Below are 14,233 nucleotides of genomic sequence, written 5' to 3'. Positions count from 1 at the left end.
AGTCGTGATGACCGTGCGGTTGGTCACCGAATGCTCCCCAAGGCAGGCGAAGTTCGCGTAACCTTCGCCCACTCCCATTGACGTCGATTCCCCGGGTTCCCGGGGGTCGGCGTCGGGGCGAGTGGGAACTGAACCTTCGTTAAGTGTCGGGTCGGCGCGCGTGGGAGGGCTCGGGATGGCAGCACAGCGGACGGCAGGACACCGCCTGGCGGGACAAGCAGGCCAGCCGGGGCACAAGTACGTCTACGCCTTCGCCGAGGGCAACAAGGACCTGAAGGACCTGCTCGGCGGCAAGGGGGCCAACCTGGCCGAGATGACCAACCTCGGCCTGCCGGTGCCGCCCGGCTTCACCATCACCACCGAGGCGTGCCAGGCGTACCTGGCCACCGGCCGGGAGCCGGACGGCCTGGCCGCACAGATCGCCGACCACCTCGCCGCGCTGGAGCGGGCCATGGGCCGGCGGCTGGGCGACCCGCAGGACCCGCTGCTGGTCTCGGTCCGCTCGGGGGCGAAGTTCTCCATGCCCGGCATGATGGAGACCGTCCTCAACGTCGGCCTGAACGACCGCAGCGTCGTCGGCCTCGCCGCGCAGGCGGGTGGCGGTCCCGGCGGAGCCGCCACCGGCCGGGACGCGGGCGGAGCCGCCGACGGCGCAGGGCCGGACGGAGCCGCCTCCGGCGGGGGCGAGCGGTTCGCGTGGGACTCGTACCGCCGGCTGATCCAGATGTTCGGCAAGACCGTCTGCGAGGTGCCGGGGGAGGAGTTCGAGCACGCCCTCGACGCGGCGAAGCGGGCCAAGGGGGTCACCAGCGACCTGGACCTGACCGCCGACGACCTGCGCGAGCTGGTCGGGGCGTACAAGAAGGTCTTCGCCACGCACACCGGCCGGGACTTCCCGCAGGACCCGCGTGAGCAGCTCGACCTGGCGATCCGGGCGGTCTTCGGATCGTGGAACGCCGAGCGGGCGGTGCTCTACCGCCGCCAGGAGCGCATCCCCGCCGACCTCGGCACCGCGGTCAACGTGGTGGCGATGGTCTTCGGCAACCTCGGCCCGGACTCCGGCACCGGGGTCGCCTTCACCCGCGACCCGGCCACCGGCAACCAGGGCATCTACGGCGACTACCTGGCCAACGCCCAGGGCGAGGACGTGGTCGCCGGCATCCGCAACACGGTGCCCCTCCAGGAGTTGGCGCGCATCGACCGACGTTCCTACGACCACCTGCTCGACTTCATGGCCCGGCTGGAACGGCACTACCGGGACCTGTGCGACATCGAGTTCACCATCGAGCGGGGCAAGCTCTGGATGCTCCAGACCCGGGTCGGCAAGCGGACCGCCGCCGCCGCGTTCGTCATCGCCGGTCAGCTCGTCGACGAGGGCCTGATCGACCTCGACGAGGCGCTGCACCGGGTCACCGGCGCGCAACTGGCGCAGCTCATGTTCCCCCGGTTCCAGCTCGACCACGGCATCGATGCGGTCGCCACCGGCGTCGGGGCGTCCCCGGGTGCGGCCTCCGGGAAGGTGGTCTTCACCTCGGCCCGCGCGGTCGAACTGGCCGGCGAGGGCGAGCCGGTGATCCTGGTCCGCCGGGAGACCAACCCGGACGACCTCAACGGCATGATCGCCGCCCGGGGCATCCTCACCTCACGCGGCGGCAAGACCAGCCACGCCGCGGTGGTGGCCCGGGGCATGGGCAAGACCTGCGTCTCCGGCGCCGACGAGATCGACGTGAACGTCCCGCAGCGGCGGTTCACCGTCGCCGGACAGACCGTGACGGAGGGCGACGTCGTCTCCGTCGACGGCACCACCGGCAAGGTGTACCTGGGTGAGGTGCCGGTGATGCCCTCCGAGGTGGTCCGGTACTTCGAGGGGGACGTCGACCCGGAGCGCAGCGACGACGCGCTGGTCCGCGCCGTACACCGGATCATGACGCACGCGGACGCCCGACGGCGGCTGGCGGTCCGGACGAACGCCGACACCGGCGCGGACGCCGCGCGGGCCCGGCGCTTCGGCGCCGAGGGCATCGGCCTGTGCCGGACCGAGCACATGTTCCTCGGGGACCGGCGGGAACTGGTGGAACGGCTGATCCTGGCCCGCACCGACACCGAGCGCGCGGACGCGCTGGCCGCGTTGCTGCCGTTGCAGCGCGCCGACTTCGAGGAGATCTTCCGCGAGATGGCCGGGCAGCCGGTGACGGTCCGGCTGATCGACCCGCCCCTGCACGAGTTCCTGCCCCCGCTGGAGCAACTCGCGGTGGACGTGGCGGTGGCCCAGGAACGCGGCGAGGACGTGGCCCGGGAGGAGGCGCTGCTCGCCGCCGTCCGGCGGATGCACGAGGAGAACCCGATGCTCGGCCTGCGCGGGGTCCGGCTCGGCCTGGTCATCCCCGGGCTCTTCGCGATGCAGGTCCGGGCGATCACCGAGGCCGCCGTCACGGTCACCCGGGCCGGGTCGGTGGCCCGGCCCGAGATCATGGTCCCGCTGGTCGGCGCGGTCCAGGAACTGGAGACGGTACGGGCCGAGGCCGAGAAGATCATCGCGGAGGTGGTCGGGGAGAGCGGGGTCGAGGTGCTGATCGGCACGATGATCGAGGTACCCCGGGCGGCGCTGACCGCCGGGCAGATCGCCGAGGCGGCGCAGTTCTTCTCCTTCGGCACCAACGACCTGACCCAGATGGGCTGGGGGTTCTCCCGCGACGACGTCGAGGGCGCGTTCTTCTGGCGCTACCTGGAGCTGGGCATCTTCGGCATCTCGCCGTTCGAGTCGATCGACCGGGACGGGGTCGGGCGGCTGGTCCGGATCGCCGCCGAGGAGGGCCGGGCGGCCCGGCCGGACCTGAAGCTCGGGATCTGCGGCGAGCACGGTGGCGACCCCGACTCGGTGCACTTCTTCCACGACGTCGGGCTGGACTACGTCTCCTGCTCGCCGTTCCGGGTGCCGGTCGCCCGGCTGGAGGCGGGCCGGGCGGTGGTGAGCAGCGAGGGCTCGGACAGCCGCTGAGTCGGCAGGGCCCGGCGAGCGGACGGTCGCCGGTCAGACGGGCGGGCGGCGCCAGGCCGGGGGTCGGGTGCGGCGCAACTGCGCCGGCAGGGTGGCCATCGGGGTACGGACCGCCAGCGGCGCGTGCCCCTGGGTCAACTGGATGCTCTCCACGCCGGTGCGCTGGATCTCGAAGCGGGCCCCGGCCCGCGCCGCCACCTCCCGGGCCTCGTCGCGCACCGCCGCCAGGTTGCTGGTGGGGCCGATGACCAGGGTGAGCAGGGCGTGCAGCCCGGCCGGGCAGACCACCACCGTGCCGGTCGAGGTGTGCAGCACGAAGTCGTGGAACTCGCTGCGGTCGATGGTGTCCGCCATCCGCTGGCCGAGCCCGAAGCTCGCGGCGGAGAGCGCCGCCAGATGGGTGGCGTCGGTGGTCGGCAGGTCGCTGGCGATGAGCAGGCCGTCCGTACCGGCCAGCACGCCCCCGGTCACCTCCGGTCGGCGACGGCGCAGCGCCCGCAACTCCGTCACCATCACCGCGTCTGCGTCCACGATCGGCTCTCCTCGAGGTCGTGCTTCAGGCGTACCGGTCCACTGGTCACGTTCTGCTGCCAAAACGCTACCGGTGGCTGTGCGTACGACGCGATCCCCGAGGGGTTGACGATCGGTCCACAAAGGTTGCCTGATCGGAGGTTGCCAGTGTGTCCACAGTCGATTCCCGCCGCGACGGGCGGCCCGGTCCGGCGTAACCTGAGCGGGCTCGAACTGTCGGAACCGGGAGCGAGGGGCGGCCAGATGATCGAGGCCAGCGGTCGGCGCGGGGCGGTGGGTGCCGGGATCGGCCGGCGGGAGGTCCGGGCGTGAGCAGCACGTGGGCCCGGGTGACCGTCGACGCCGGGGACCCGGCCCGGCTCGCCCACTGGTGGGCCGAGGCACTCGGGTACCGGGTCGTCACCGAGACGCCCGACGCGGTGGAGATCCGGCCGTCCCTGGCCGGCGCGCCGGGCCTCGTCTTCGTGCCGGTACCCGACGACAGGAAGGTCAAGAACCGCCTCCACCTCGACCTGCGCCCCAGCGACCAGGAGGCCGAGGTCGAGCGCCTGGTCGACATGGGTGCCCGGCACGTGGACGTGGGGCAGGACGAGGAGGTCGGCTGGGTGGTGCTGGCCGACCCGGAGGGCAACGAGTTCTGCGTCCTGCCGGCGGCGTGAGTCACCGCTGTCCGAGGGCACGGGGCGGTCCCGGGGAGGTGCCGCCACGGCGGCCCGGTCCACCGGTCGACATCGGGTTTCCCGGCATCCGGGCATCCGTTCCCGCCCCGCAGCGCACGAAGGGGTCGGAACGCCGCGACTGAGCACCGACGGTGCCGCCGGTGACGCGGCCGACCTCGCCGTCACGGCCCGGACGCCGGAGGTCGGACGGAACACGGGGCAGACCACCGCCCCCGTGCCCCGACGAACTCCGCCACCCGTGCGCCCACCGGGCCCGGCCGCCCGCACCTGTGCCGTGGGTGCGGCCGTCCGTCCCGCCCCGGCCGCTGTCTGCCGTCGGTCCGCCCCGCCGCTGCACCCCGGTCTGTCCCGGTCGCCGTCCCCCGTCGGTCCGGCTCCGGTCGCTGTCCGCTGCCGGCCTGTCCCGGTCGCTGTCCGCTGCCGGTCTGCCCCGGTCGCTGTCCGCTGCCGGTCTGCCCCGGTCGCTGTCCGCTGTCGGCCTGTCCCGGTCGCCGTACCCCGTGGGTCTGCCTCGGCCGCTGCACCCCGTCGGTCCGCCCCGGTCGCTGTTCGCCGCCGTGGCCCGCCGCGCCGTCGTGCAGTCGGGCCCGCTGCCGGCTGCGATCGGCTCCGCCGGCAGCGCCGCCGGCCCGCCCGAGGCCCGACCCCCACCCGGCCCGCCGTCCCGCCGTCCATCCGGCTGGGCCTTCCGCCGTCCCACCCGGCGCGGGGCCGCCGCCCACTCGGCCCGGCGTCCCGCCGCCCGCGCCCGGCCCGGCGTCCCGTCGCCCGCCCGGCGCGGGTTGTCGTGCGGGGCCCGCCGGGCGGTGGCGGTGCCGAACGCCGGGGTGTGAGAAGGGGACCCCTCTCTACCGCAGGCGTTAAGAAGGGGCCCTTCCTTCCCCCGGGGCGGAGTCGGACATGGGCTGTCACCAGGCATGACGCCGGCAGGAAACAACGAGAAACTCGCTCGTATCCCCCGTTGACGCTCAGTGAAACCGAGTGTTAACTGTTAACAGTTACCAGGAGGACAATCGTGTTGGACGTCAGGCCGATCAGGGCGGAGTCCCTCGGCGAGAAGCTGGCCACCGAGCTGCGCCGCCGCATCATCGTGGGCGACGTACCCTCGGGGACCCGGCTCGTCGAGGAGGAGCTGGCTGATTCCTTCCGGGTCAGCCGGGGTCCGGTCCGGGACGCCATCCGCATCCTGCGGGCGGAGGGACTGGTCACCGGCTCCGGCCGCAACGCGGTCACCCGCTCGCTGAGCGACGCCGACATCGAGGAGCTGATGGCTCTCCGGGAGGCGTTCGAGCTGCTGGCGGTGGAGCGGGCCATCGCCGTCCGGCGCGAGATCCTCGCCCACCGGTTGCAGGCGGCCCTGGTCGACATGGACGCGGCCCTGGCCGACCGTGACGCCACCGCCTTCACCACCGCGGATGTCCGGTTCCACAGCGCCTTCTTCGAGGTCGCCGGGCTGACCCGGCTCAGCGTCCTGTGGAACCAGTTCCGCCCCACCATCGAGGGCCTGCTGCACGCCTCCGGCAAGCGGCTGGCCGATCTCGCGCCCTCGGCGCGGGAGCACCACGACCTCGCCGACCTGATCGCGGCCGGCAAGGTGCTCGAAGTCAAGGCCGAGCTGCACCGCCACCTGCAGACGACCTGTTCGCGGCTGCGGTCCGCGATTCCCCCGACCCCCGTCCAGAGAGAGACCGATCAATGAGATCACGAATGCTGCGGCTCGCCGCTGTCGCCCTCGCCGGCACCTTGGTCATGACCGGTTGCGCCAACCGGGGCGGTAGCGACTCCGGTGACGCCGAGAACTTCCCCGCGAAGGACTTCACCCTCGTCGTGCACGCCGGCGCCGGCGGTGGCTCCGACCTGACCGCCCGTACCCTCGCCAAGGAGCTGGAGGCGGACCTCGGCCGGTCGATCGTGGTCGAGAACCGCACCGGTGGCGGGGGTCGGGTCGGCCTGACCTACCTCAAGGACCGCCCCGCCGACGGGTACTCCATCGGGTTCATCCCGGTGGAGGTGTCGATGCTGGGTCACCAGGGCGCCGACATCAAGCCCGAGCAGTACACCATCCTCGGGCAGGTCATGAACGCCCCGGCGACCCTCTCGGTGCCGACCAACAGCCCGTACCAGACCCTCGACGAGCTGCTCGCCGCGGCGAAGCAGAACCCGGGCACGATCACCGTGTCGAACTCGGGCGCCGGGGCGATCTGGGAGGCCGCCACCCTGGCCCTCGGCGAGGCGGCCGGGGCGACCTTCAAGCCGGTGCCGTACGACGGCGGTGCCCCCGCCGTGGCCGCCGGGGTCTCCGGCGAGGTCCAGGCCGTGATGGCCGGGGTCAGCGAGTCCGCCTCCGCGGCGGGCAACAACCAGCTCCGGGTCCTGGCCGTGCTGGCCCCCGAGCGGGTGACCTCCCTGCCGGAGGTGCCGACCGCCACCGAGCAGGGCGTCGACGTGGTCATCGGTGGCTGGGGCCTGATGGGCGCCCCCGCCGGGCTGCCGGACAGCGTCAAGGAGCGGCTGGCCGCCGCCGTGCAGAAGGCCGCCTCCTCGGAGTCCTTCAAGGACGTGATGACCCGGGCCGGCAACACGCCGCTGGCGACCTCCCCCGACGAGGCCACCCAGTTCGCCCAGTCCGAGTTCGAGCGCTTCGGCGAGATCTACCGGTAATGGCTACCGTCCACCCGCCGATCCAGGGTGACTCCGGTGCCGCCTCGCGTTGGCGCGAGGCGGCACCGGGGGCGATCTGCCTGGTGCTGGGCGCCGTGCTGCTCTGGTTGGCCCGCTCGATCGAGCTGCCGACCCGGGTGATGGCGGTGAGCCCCCGGATCTGGCCCGAGGCCCTGGCCTTCGGGATCATGGGCCTTTCGGTCCTCCAGATCGTCCTCGCCTTCGTCAGGACGCCGGAGGCCGACGACGACGAGGACGAGGGCCCCGTCGTCCGCTCGGGGATCGTGCGGGTGGTCGGCTTCGTCGTGGCCACGGTCGCCTTCGGCTTCCTCTGGTACTTCGTGCACTTCCTGGTCTCCGGGCTGGTCTTCGTCGCCGCCCTGACCTGGATCGCCGGGGGCCGGGGGCTCAAGGACCTGGTCCTCTTCCCCGCCGGGGTGACGGTCGTGATCTACGTCCTCTTCGGCCTGCTGCTGAGGGTCCCGCTATGAACGCAATGGTCGAGGGCTTCGGCGCCCTCCTCTCGCTCGAGATGCTGGTCTGTGTCCTCGCGGGCGCGGCGATCGGCATGCTGGTCGGCGCCTTCCCGGGGGTCACCGCCACCATGGCGGTCGCCCTGGCCAGCGCCTTCACCCTGACCATGGATCCGCTGCCCGGCCTGGCCGTGCTGCTGACCATCCTGATCGGGGCCCAGTTCGGTGACCGGGTCCCGGCCATCCTGATCAACACCCCGGGTACCCCCGCCTCGATCGCCACCACCTTCGACGGGTACTCCCTGGCCAAGCAGGGCAAGGCCGGCATCGCGTTGACCGCCTCGGCCTTCGCCTCGGCGATCGGCGGTTTCGTCGGCATCGCGGTGCTGATGGTCGCGGCGATCCCGCTGAGCACCGTGGCCATGCAGTTCGGGTCCCCGGAGATGTTCGCCCTGGTGATCTTCGGTCTGACCATGATGATCGAGGTCTCCGGGAAGCAGCTCGTCAAGGGCCTCATCGCCGGCCTCTTCGGCCTGGCCCTGGGCACCATCGGCCGGGACCCGATGGACGGGTCGGACCGGTTCACCTTCGGCATCCCGCAGTTGGTCGAGGGGGTCCCCTTCATCGCGGTGATCATCGGCCTCTTCGGCATCGCCGAGGTCTTCAGCCAGATGCTCTCCAAGCGGCACGCCTCCCAGAAGCCGATCACCAACTTCGGTCGCTGGTGGCCGGACAAGCGGGAGGCCCGGCAGATGGTCAAGCCGGTCGCCGTCGGCTCGGGCGTCGGCACCGTGGTCGGGGTCCTGCCCGCCGTCGGCGGCGACATCGGCGGCATCGTCGCCTGGAACCAGGCCAAGCGGCTCTCCAAGGAGCCGGAGAAGTTCGGCAAGGGCTCGATCGAGGGGCTCACCGCCGCCGACAGTTCGTCCAACGCCGGGGTCGGTGGGTCGGTGCTGACCACCCTCGCCCTCGGGGTGCCGGGTGACTCGGTGATGGCGGTCATGCTCGGCTCGATGATCATCTGGGGCATCCAGCCCGGCCCCGGCCTGTTCAGCAACCAGCCGGACCTGGTCTACTCCATCGCCGGCATCATGTTCTTCGCCACCGTGCTGACCCTGGGGCTGAGCCTGCTCCGCATGCGCGGGGTGGCCAAGCTGCTCGAACTGCCCAACCGGTTCCTGTGGACGGTGATCCTCACCTTCTGCGTGGTCGGTACGTACGCGGTCAACAGCAGCGTCTTCGACGTCGGGGTCATGCTCGGCTTCGGTGTGCTCGGGCTGCTGCTGCGCCGGTACGGCTTCCCCGCCGGGCCGATCGTCCTCGGCCTGATCCTCGGCCCGCTGGCCGAGCGGAACTTCCGCCGGTCGATGGAGCTGGGCGGGCTGGAGTCCATCTACACCAGCCCGATCGCGATGGGTCTGCTGCTGCTGGGCGTGGCGGCCGTGGTGCTGCCCCGGGTCCGTGCCCGGATGAAGGCGCGCAGGCAGCGCCCCGAGGACAGCGACACCCCGACCGACCCGCCGGTCCCCGCCGGGGCGAGCCGGTGACGGCGAAGCACTTCGTCGTCCGGGACGTCCCCGGCCAGTGCCACGGCAGCACCGTCTGTGCGGTCGACGACACCCTCGTGGTCGCCTGGTTCGCCGGTGACCACGAGGGGGCGGCCAACTCCCGGATCTGGCTCGCCACCGGAGCCGGTGCCGCCTGGTCGGCCCCGGTGGTCGTCAGCGGGGACCTGGCCCCCTGCTGGAACCCGGTGCTGCACCGGCGGACCGACGGGGACCTGGTCTGCTGGTTCAAGGTCGGCACGACCATCTCGGCCTGGGTGACGTACGCGGTGACCTCGGCCGACGGGGGCCGGACCTGGTCCACGCCGCGTCGGGTGGGGGAGCCCGGCGGCCGGGGCCCGGTCCGCACCCCGCCGCTGCGGCTGCGCTCCGGCCGGCTGCTCGCCGGGGCCTCCACCGAGACCTGGGGGGAGCGCCCCCGCTGGGACTGCTTCGTCGACCTCAGCGACGACGACGGCCGGACCTGGCGGCGGCGGCCGGACATCGCCCTCGACCACGACACCTTCCCCGGCGCGGGCGCCATCCAGCCCGCCCTCTGGCAGACCCCGGACGGCACGGTGCGGCTGCTGGCCCGCAGCACCGCCGGCCGGCTGGTCGCCGCGAGCAGTGACGACGAGGGCGAGACCTGGACGCCGGGGATGCTCAGCGGGGTGCCGAACAACAACTCCGGCATCGCCGTCGCCCGCCTCGGCGGCACCGTGTACCTGGCCCACAACCCGACGGTGGGGGACTGGGCCAGCCGCGCCCCCCTGGTCGTCTCCACCTCCACCGACGAGGGGGAGACCTTCCAGCCCTGGCTGACCCTGGAGGAGTCCCTCGGCGAGACGGCGGGTGAGGGCTACCGGCCCGCCGACTCCGGGGTGCTGACCACCGGGGACAACGAGTTCTCGTACCCCTGCCTGGTCCCCGTGGGGGACCGGCTCGTCGTGACCTACACCTGGCAGCGGCGCGGCATCGTGCTCGCCCTGCTCGACCCCTCGGAGCGCACCCCATGACGGCCCATCCCGCCGCGAACCTGATCAGTGCCCTGCCGATCCTCTTCGAGGCCGACGGCACCGTCGACCTGAAGGCCACCCGGGCCGCCTACGACCAGCTCGCCCCGCACCCCCTGGACGGGGTCTTCGTGGCCGGCACCACCGGGGAGTTCACCACCCTCACCGACGACGAGCGGCTGGCCGTCTGCGTCGAGGCGGGCGAGGCGTTCGGCCCGGAGCGGACCTACTGGCACGTCGGGCACGCCTGCACCCGGCAGGCGGTCGCGCTCACCCGGGCCGCCGTCGACCGGGGGGCCCGCCGGTTCGCGGCGCTGACCCCGCACTACTTCCCGGCCACCGAGGCGGCCCTGCTGGGCTACTACGAGGCCGTGGTGGCCGCCGCCGCCGGGCGGCCGGTGTACGGGTACCTCTTCGCGGCCCGGACCACCACCACCGTCTCCCCGGCCCTGCTCGCCCGGCTGGCCGGCACCGGACTGGCCGGCGTGAAGATCAGCGGTGAGCCGACCGACGTGCTGACCGGGTACCTCGCCGCGCTGGCCGACCGGGCGGTGCCGGTCTACTCCGGTGCCGACGCCGAGTTCACCGAGGTCGTCGACGCCGGCGGGGCCGGGGTGGTGTCCGGGGTCAGCTCGGTGCTGCCCGGCCCGTTCCTGGCCGTCCGGGACGCCCTGCGCAGCGGGGACGCCGCCGCCCTCGCGGTGGCCCGGGAACGGTCCCTGCGCGCGGTGGCCGCCACCCGGCAGGGCAACCTCGCCCACCTCAAGGCCGTGCTCGAACTGCGCGGCCTGCCGGCCAGCGGGCTGCGGGCCCCGCTCGACCCGATCTCGCCGGCCGACCGTCGCGCCCTCGAAGCCGACGTCGCCGACCTGCTCTGACCCCGTCCGCACCCGTCCCAAGGAGCCCTTCGTGAGCAGCTACGCCTTTCCCGCGTCGACCGAACAGCCCCAGGCCGAGCCGGGGGTCGTCTACACCGTCGCCAGTGGTGACCTGCGGCTGAGCGCCAACGTCACCTGCTGGCCCACGCAGCGGCAGTTCGAGGCCGACCTGGAGCGGGCGGTGACCGCCCTCGGCCACCGGGTCCACCGGGCCCACCCGTTCGACGCCGACGCCGGGCACGGCTTCATCGCCAGCCAGCGGCAGGGCATCGAGGTCTTCAAGTCGATCCCGCCGGACGCCCCGCTGATCGTCGCCGAGGCGGTCTGGCAGTACAGCCACCACGTGCTGGCCGGGCTGCGGACCCACCGGGGCCCGATCCTGGTGGTGGCGAACTGGAACGGCGAGTTCCCCGGCCTGGTCGGCCTGCTCGGGTTGACCGCCAGCCTGACCAAGGCGGGGGTGGCGCACTCCATCCTGTGGAGCGAGAAGTTCACCGACGACTGGGCGGTCGACGGGCTGCGGACCTGGCTGGAGACCGGCACGCTGGAGCACGACCAGAGCCACGTGCGGGACCTGCCGGCGCTGCCGGAGACCGAGGAGGTCCGGCTCGGCCGGGCGCTGGCCGAGCAGCTGCGCCGGGACAAGGCCATCATCGGCGTCTTCGACGAGGGCTGCATGGGCATGTACAACGCCATCATCGACGACGAGCTGCTCAACCCGCTCGGCATCTACAAGGAGCGGCTGTCGCAGAGCGCCCTGGTGGCCGAGATGGGCCGGGTCGACGACGCCGAGGCCCAGGCCGTACGGGACTGGCTCGACGCCGCCGGGCTGACCTTCCACACCGGCACCGACGAGGCGACCGAGCTGACCGACGCCCAACTGCACAGCCAGTTCAAGATGTACGTGGCCGCGCTGCGCATCTCCGACGACTTCGGCCTGGACGCGGTGGGCATCCAGTACCAGCAGGGCCTCAAGGACGTCGTCCCGGCCAGCGACCTGGTCGAGGGGCTGCTCAACAACGTCTCCCGGCCCCCGGTGCGCAGCCGCGACGGCGCCCGCGAGCTGTACGCCGGCGCGCCGCTGCCGCACTTCAACGAGGTCGACGAGGGGGTGGCCGTGGACTCCCTGGTCACCAACCGGATCTGGACCGCGATGGGGCTGGACCCGGCGACCACGCTGCACGACATCCGGTGGGGCGAGGAGTACGACGGCCGGTTCGTCTGGGTGATGGAGATCTCCGGCTCGGTGCCCGCCTCGCACAACGGCGGGTACGACAAGAGCTGGAGCATGCGGCAGCCGCCGATGTTCTTCCCGCTGGGCGGCGGCACCCTCAGCGGCGTCTCCAAGCCCGGGGAGATCGTCTGGTCGCGGGTGTTCATCATGGACGGCGTCCTCCACGTCGACCTGGGCCGGGGCAGCGCGGTCGAGCTGCCGGCGGAGGAGACCCAGCGCCGGCTCAACGCCACCAACCCGCAGTGGCCGATCATGCACGCGGTGCTGCACGGCGTGGGTCGGGACCAGCTCATGGCCCGGCACAAGGCCAACCACCTGAACGTGGTGTACGCCCCGGACGCCGCCACCGCCGACAAGGCCCTGGCCGCCAAGGCGGCGATGTTCGCCGAGCTGGGCCTGGTGGTGCACCTCTGCGGCGACGTGAGCCTCTGATGGACCCGCTGCTGATCGGCATCGACCTGGGGACGGGGAGCAGCAAGGGGGTGCTCACCGACGCGCAGGGGCGGGTGGTGGCCACCGCCGTGCGGCCCCGCCCCCGGTCGATGTCCCTGCCCCGACCGGGCTGGGCGGAGGTCGACCCCGAGGGGGTCTGGTGGGCCGACGTGGTCTCCATCGCCGCCGAGCTGACCGCCGCCGCCGAGGGGGCCCCGATCGCAGCGGTCTGCGTCAGCGGGGTGGGCCCCTGCCTGGTCCTCTGCGACGAGCAGGACACCCCGGTCCGGCCGGCCATCCTGTACGGCATCGACATGCGGGCCACCGCCGAGATCGCCGAGCTGACCGGGCGGTACGGGGCGGAGCAGGTGCTGGACCGGACCGGTACCCCGCTGACCACCCAGGCGGTCGGGCCGAAGGCCGAGTGGGTACGCCGGCACGAACCGCAGGTGTGGCGGGACGCCCGACGCTGGTACAACTCCAGCTCGTACGTGGTGCGGAAGCTGACCGGCGAGTATGTCCTGGACCACCACACCGCCAGCCAGTCGGTGCCGCTGTACGACATCGAGGCGCGGGACTGGCACCAGCCCTGGTACGCCGAGATCATGGGGCACCTGCCCCCGCCCCGGTTGGCCTGGTCGGCGGAGATCGTCGGCCAGGTGACCCGGGCGGCGGCGGAGGCCACCGGGCTGCCCGAGGGCACCCCGGTCTGCGCCGGCACGGTGGACGCCTGGGCGGAGTCGGTCAGCGTCGGGGTGCGCCGCCCCGGCGACCTGATGCTGATGTACGGCTCCACCATGTTCTTCGTGCAGCAGCTCCAGGGCATCGCCCGGCACCCCCAGCTCTGGAACACCGTTGGGGTGGCCGAGGGTCAGCACTGCCTGGCCGCCGGGATGGCCACCTCGGGCAGTCTGACGAGCTGGGTCCGGGACCTGGTGGGGGAGGTGCCCTTCGAGACCCTGGTCGCCGAGGCGGCCCGGGTGCCGGCGGGCTCCGACGGGCTGCTGCTGCTGCCGTACTTCGCCGGGGAACGCACCCCGATCTTCGACCCGGACGCCCGGGGGGTGATCGCCGGGCTGACCCTGCGGCACGGCCGGGGGCACCTGTTCCGGGCCGTGTACGAGGGCATCGCCTTCGGCATCCGGCAGATCCTGGAGTTGCTGGACACCTCGGCCAACCCGGTGCGCCGGCTGGTCGCGGTGGGCGGCGGCACCCAGGGCGGGCTCTGGACCCGGATCGTCAGCGACGTCACCGGGCGGGAGCAGGAGGTGCCGGCGGTGACCATCGGGGCCAGCTACGGCGACGCCCTGCTGGCCGCGACCGGGGCCGGGCTGGTCGCCCCGGACACCGACTGGACCCGGCCGGGCGAGATCGTCCGTCCCGACCCGGCGGTCCGGGGCACCTACGACACCCTCTACGCCGGGTACACCAGCCTCTACACCGACACCCGGGCCCAGGTGCACACCCTCGCCGCACTCCAGGGCAGCACTCCCGCCTGAACCACCCGGCCCCGGCCGCCCCTCGACGGGCCCCGGGGCCGGGTCGGGCGTGCGGTGATCGGTCGTGGGGCTCCGAGAGATCTTGGAGCCGGGTGGCCCCCGGAGGGGCCGAAATCTTCCGAGGTTCACTGCGTTGTGGGGTTCAGCCGGCAGTGCGCTGAGCGGACGGGGGGTGTCCAGGCGGTGCCGGGTACGGGCCGGCAGTGCGGTGTGCTGTCGGGGTGGTCTCACAGATGGGGCAACTCGAAAGGGCCGGGCTCGTGGACACTCGTTCCGGCCGTTGTCGCCGC

12 protein-coding genes are annotated in these 14,233 nt (G+C 73.0%); 11 read left to right on the top strand and 1 reads right to left on the bottom strand.

Annotated elements, in window-relative coordinates:
* Positions 1–175: 175 nt before the first annotated feature.
* Entirely contained in the window at positions 176–2,998 is a 2,823-nt protein-coding gene (ppdK, locus tag AWW66_RS02675) for a pyruvate, phosphate dikinase (RefSeq protein ID WP_067359688.1), read from the top strand.
* A 33-nt stretch (positions 2,999–3,031) separates the two neighbouring features.
* On the opposite strand, the gene AWW66_RS02670 is transcribed toward ppdK, so the two are convergent.
* Positions 3,032–3,529: a roadblock/LC7 domain-containing protein gene (locus AWW66_RS02670; RefSeq protein ID WP_067359687.1), complete on the bottom strand. Its 498-nt coding sequence runs from the start codon at positions 3,527–3,529 to the stop codon at positions 3,032–3,034.
* 308 nt (positions 3,530–3,837) lie between these two features.
* On the opposite strand from AWW66_RS02670, the gene AWW66_RS02665 reads away from it, so the two are divergent.
* From AWW66_RS02665 to AWW66_RS02620, 10 genes are all read left to right on the top strand, one after another.
* Positions 3,838–4,188 carry a VOC family protein gene (locus AWW66_RS02665; protein ID WP_067359686.1) on the top strand — a complete coding sequence of 117 codons (351 nt, stop codon included), beginning with the start codon at positions 3,838–3,840 and terminating at the stop codon, positions 4,186–4,188.
* Between the two features lie 521 nt (positions 4,189–4,709).
* Complete coding sequence (locus tag AWW66_RS02660; RefSeq protein ID WP_067359685.1) at positions 4,710–5,042, top strand: hypothetical protein; 333 nt, start codon at positions 4,710–4,712, stop codon at positions 5,040–5,042.
* 182 nt (positions 5,043–5,224) lie between these two features.
* Positions 5,225–5,908: a GntR family transcriptional regulator gene (locus AWW66_RS02655; protein WP_083978166.1), complete on the top strand. Its 684-nt coding sequence runs from the start codon at positions 5,225–5,227 to the stop codon at positions 5,906–5,908.
* On the top strand, positions 5,905–6,870 hold the full coding sequence (locus AWW66_RS02650; protein ID WP_067359684.1) for a tripartite tricarboxylate transporter substrate binding protein: 966 nt from the start codon (positions 5,905–5,907) through the stop codon (positions 6,868–6,870). The genes AWW66_RS02655 and AWW66_RS02650 overlap by 4 nt, the downstream gene beginning before the upstream one ends.
* Complete coding sequence (locus AWW66_RS02645; protein ID WP_067359683.1) at positions 6,870–7,361, top strand: tripartite tricarboxylate transporter TctB family protein; 492 nt, start codon at positions 6,870–6,872, stop codon at positions 7,359–7,361. Before AWW66_RS02650 ends, AWW66_RS02645 begins: the two co-directional genes overlap by 1 nt.
* Positions 7,358–8,890 (top strand): tripartite tricarboxylate transporter permease, encoded by a 1,533-nt coding sequence (locus tag AWW66_RS02640; protein WP_067359682.1) that lies wholly within the window; start codon positions 7,358–7,360, stop codon positions 8,888–8,890. The genes AWW66_RS02645 and AWW66_RS02640 overlap by 4 nt, the downstream gene beginning before the upstream one ends.
* Complete coding sequence (locus tag AWW66_RS02635) at positions 8,887–9,903, top strand: exo-alpha-sialidase (protein WP_067359681.1); 1,017 nt, start codon at positions 8,887–8,889, stop codon at positions 9,901–9,903. The genes AWW66_RS02640 and AWW66_RS02635 overlap by 4 nt, the downstream gene beginning before the upstream one ends.
* Entirely contained in the window at positions 9,900–10,778 is an 879-nt protein-coding gene (locus tag AWW66_RS02630) for a dihydrodipicolinate synthase family protein (protein WP_067359680.1), read from the top strand. The genes AWW66_RS02635 and AWW66_RS02630 overlap by 4 nt, the downstream gene beginning before the upstream one ends.
* Positions 10,779–10,809: 31 nt before the next feature.
* Positions 10,810–12,444 carry a fucose isomerase gene (locus AWW66_RS02625; protein WP_067359679.1) on the top strand — a complete coding sequence of 545 codons (1,635 nt, stop codon included), beginning with the start codon at positions 10,810–10,812 and terminating at the stop codon, positions 12,442–12,444.
* Positions 12,444–13,943 (top strand): FGGY-family carbohydrate kinase, encoded by a 1,500-nt coding sequence (locus AWW66_RS02620; RefSeq protein WP_067359678.1) that lies wholly within the window; start codon positions 12,444–12,446, stop codon positions 13,941–13,943. The genes AWW66_RS02625 and AWW66_RS02620 overlap by 1 nt, the downstream gene beginning before the upstream one ends.
* Positions 13,944–14,233 lie beyond the last annotated feature (290 nt).

The sequence above is a fragment of the Micromonospora rosaria genome (assembly GCF_001567585.1).
GTDB lineage: Bacteria > Actinomycetota > Actinomycetes > Mycobacteriales > Micromonosporaceae > Micromonospora > Micromonospora rosaria.
Note: the sequence above shows the minus strand (reverse complement) of the source record. Positions and strands in the feature narration are given on the sequence as shown.

What these genes read in the sequence shown, in the direction of transcription:
- AWW66_RS02620 (WP_067359678.1), top strand. Translation starts at nt 12,444, where the DNA reads ATGGACCCGCTGCTGATCGGCATCGACCTGGGGACGGGGAGCAGCAAG.
- AWW66_RS02630 (WP_067359680.1), top strand. Translation starts at nt 9,900, where the DNA reads ATGACGGCCCATCCCGCCGCGAACCTGATCAGTGCCCTGCCGATCCTC.
- AWW66_RS02640 (WP_067359682.1), top strand. Translation starts at nt 7,358, where the DNA reads ATGAACGCAATGGTCGAGGGCTTCGGCGCCCTCCTCTCGCTCGAGATG.
- ppdK (WP_067359688.1), top strand. Translation starts at nt 176, where the DNA reads ATGGCAGCACAGCGGACGGCAGGACACCGCCTGGCGGGACAAGCAGGC.
- AWW66_RS02650 (WP_067359684.1), top strand. Translation starts at nt 5,905, where the DNA reads ATGAGATCACGAATGCTGCGGCTCGCCGCTGTCGCCCTCGCCGGCACC.
- AWW66_RS02645 (WP_067359683.1), top strand. Translation starts at nt 6,870, where the DNA reads ATGGCTACCGTCCACCCGCCGATCCAGGGTGACTCCGGTGCCGCCTCG.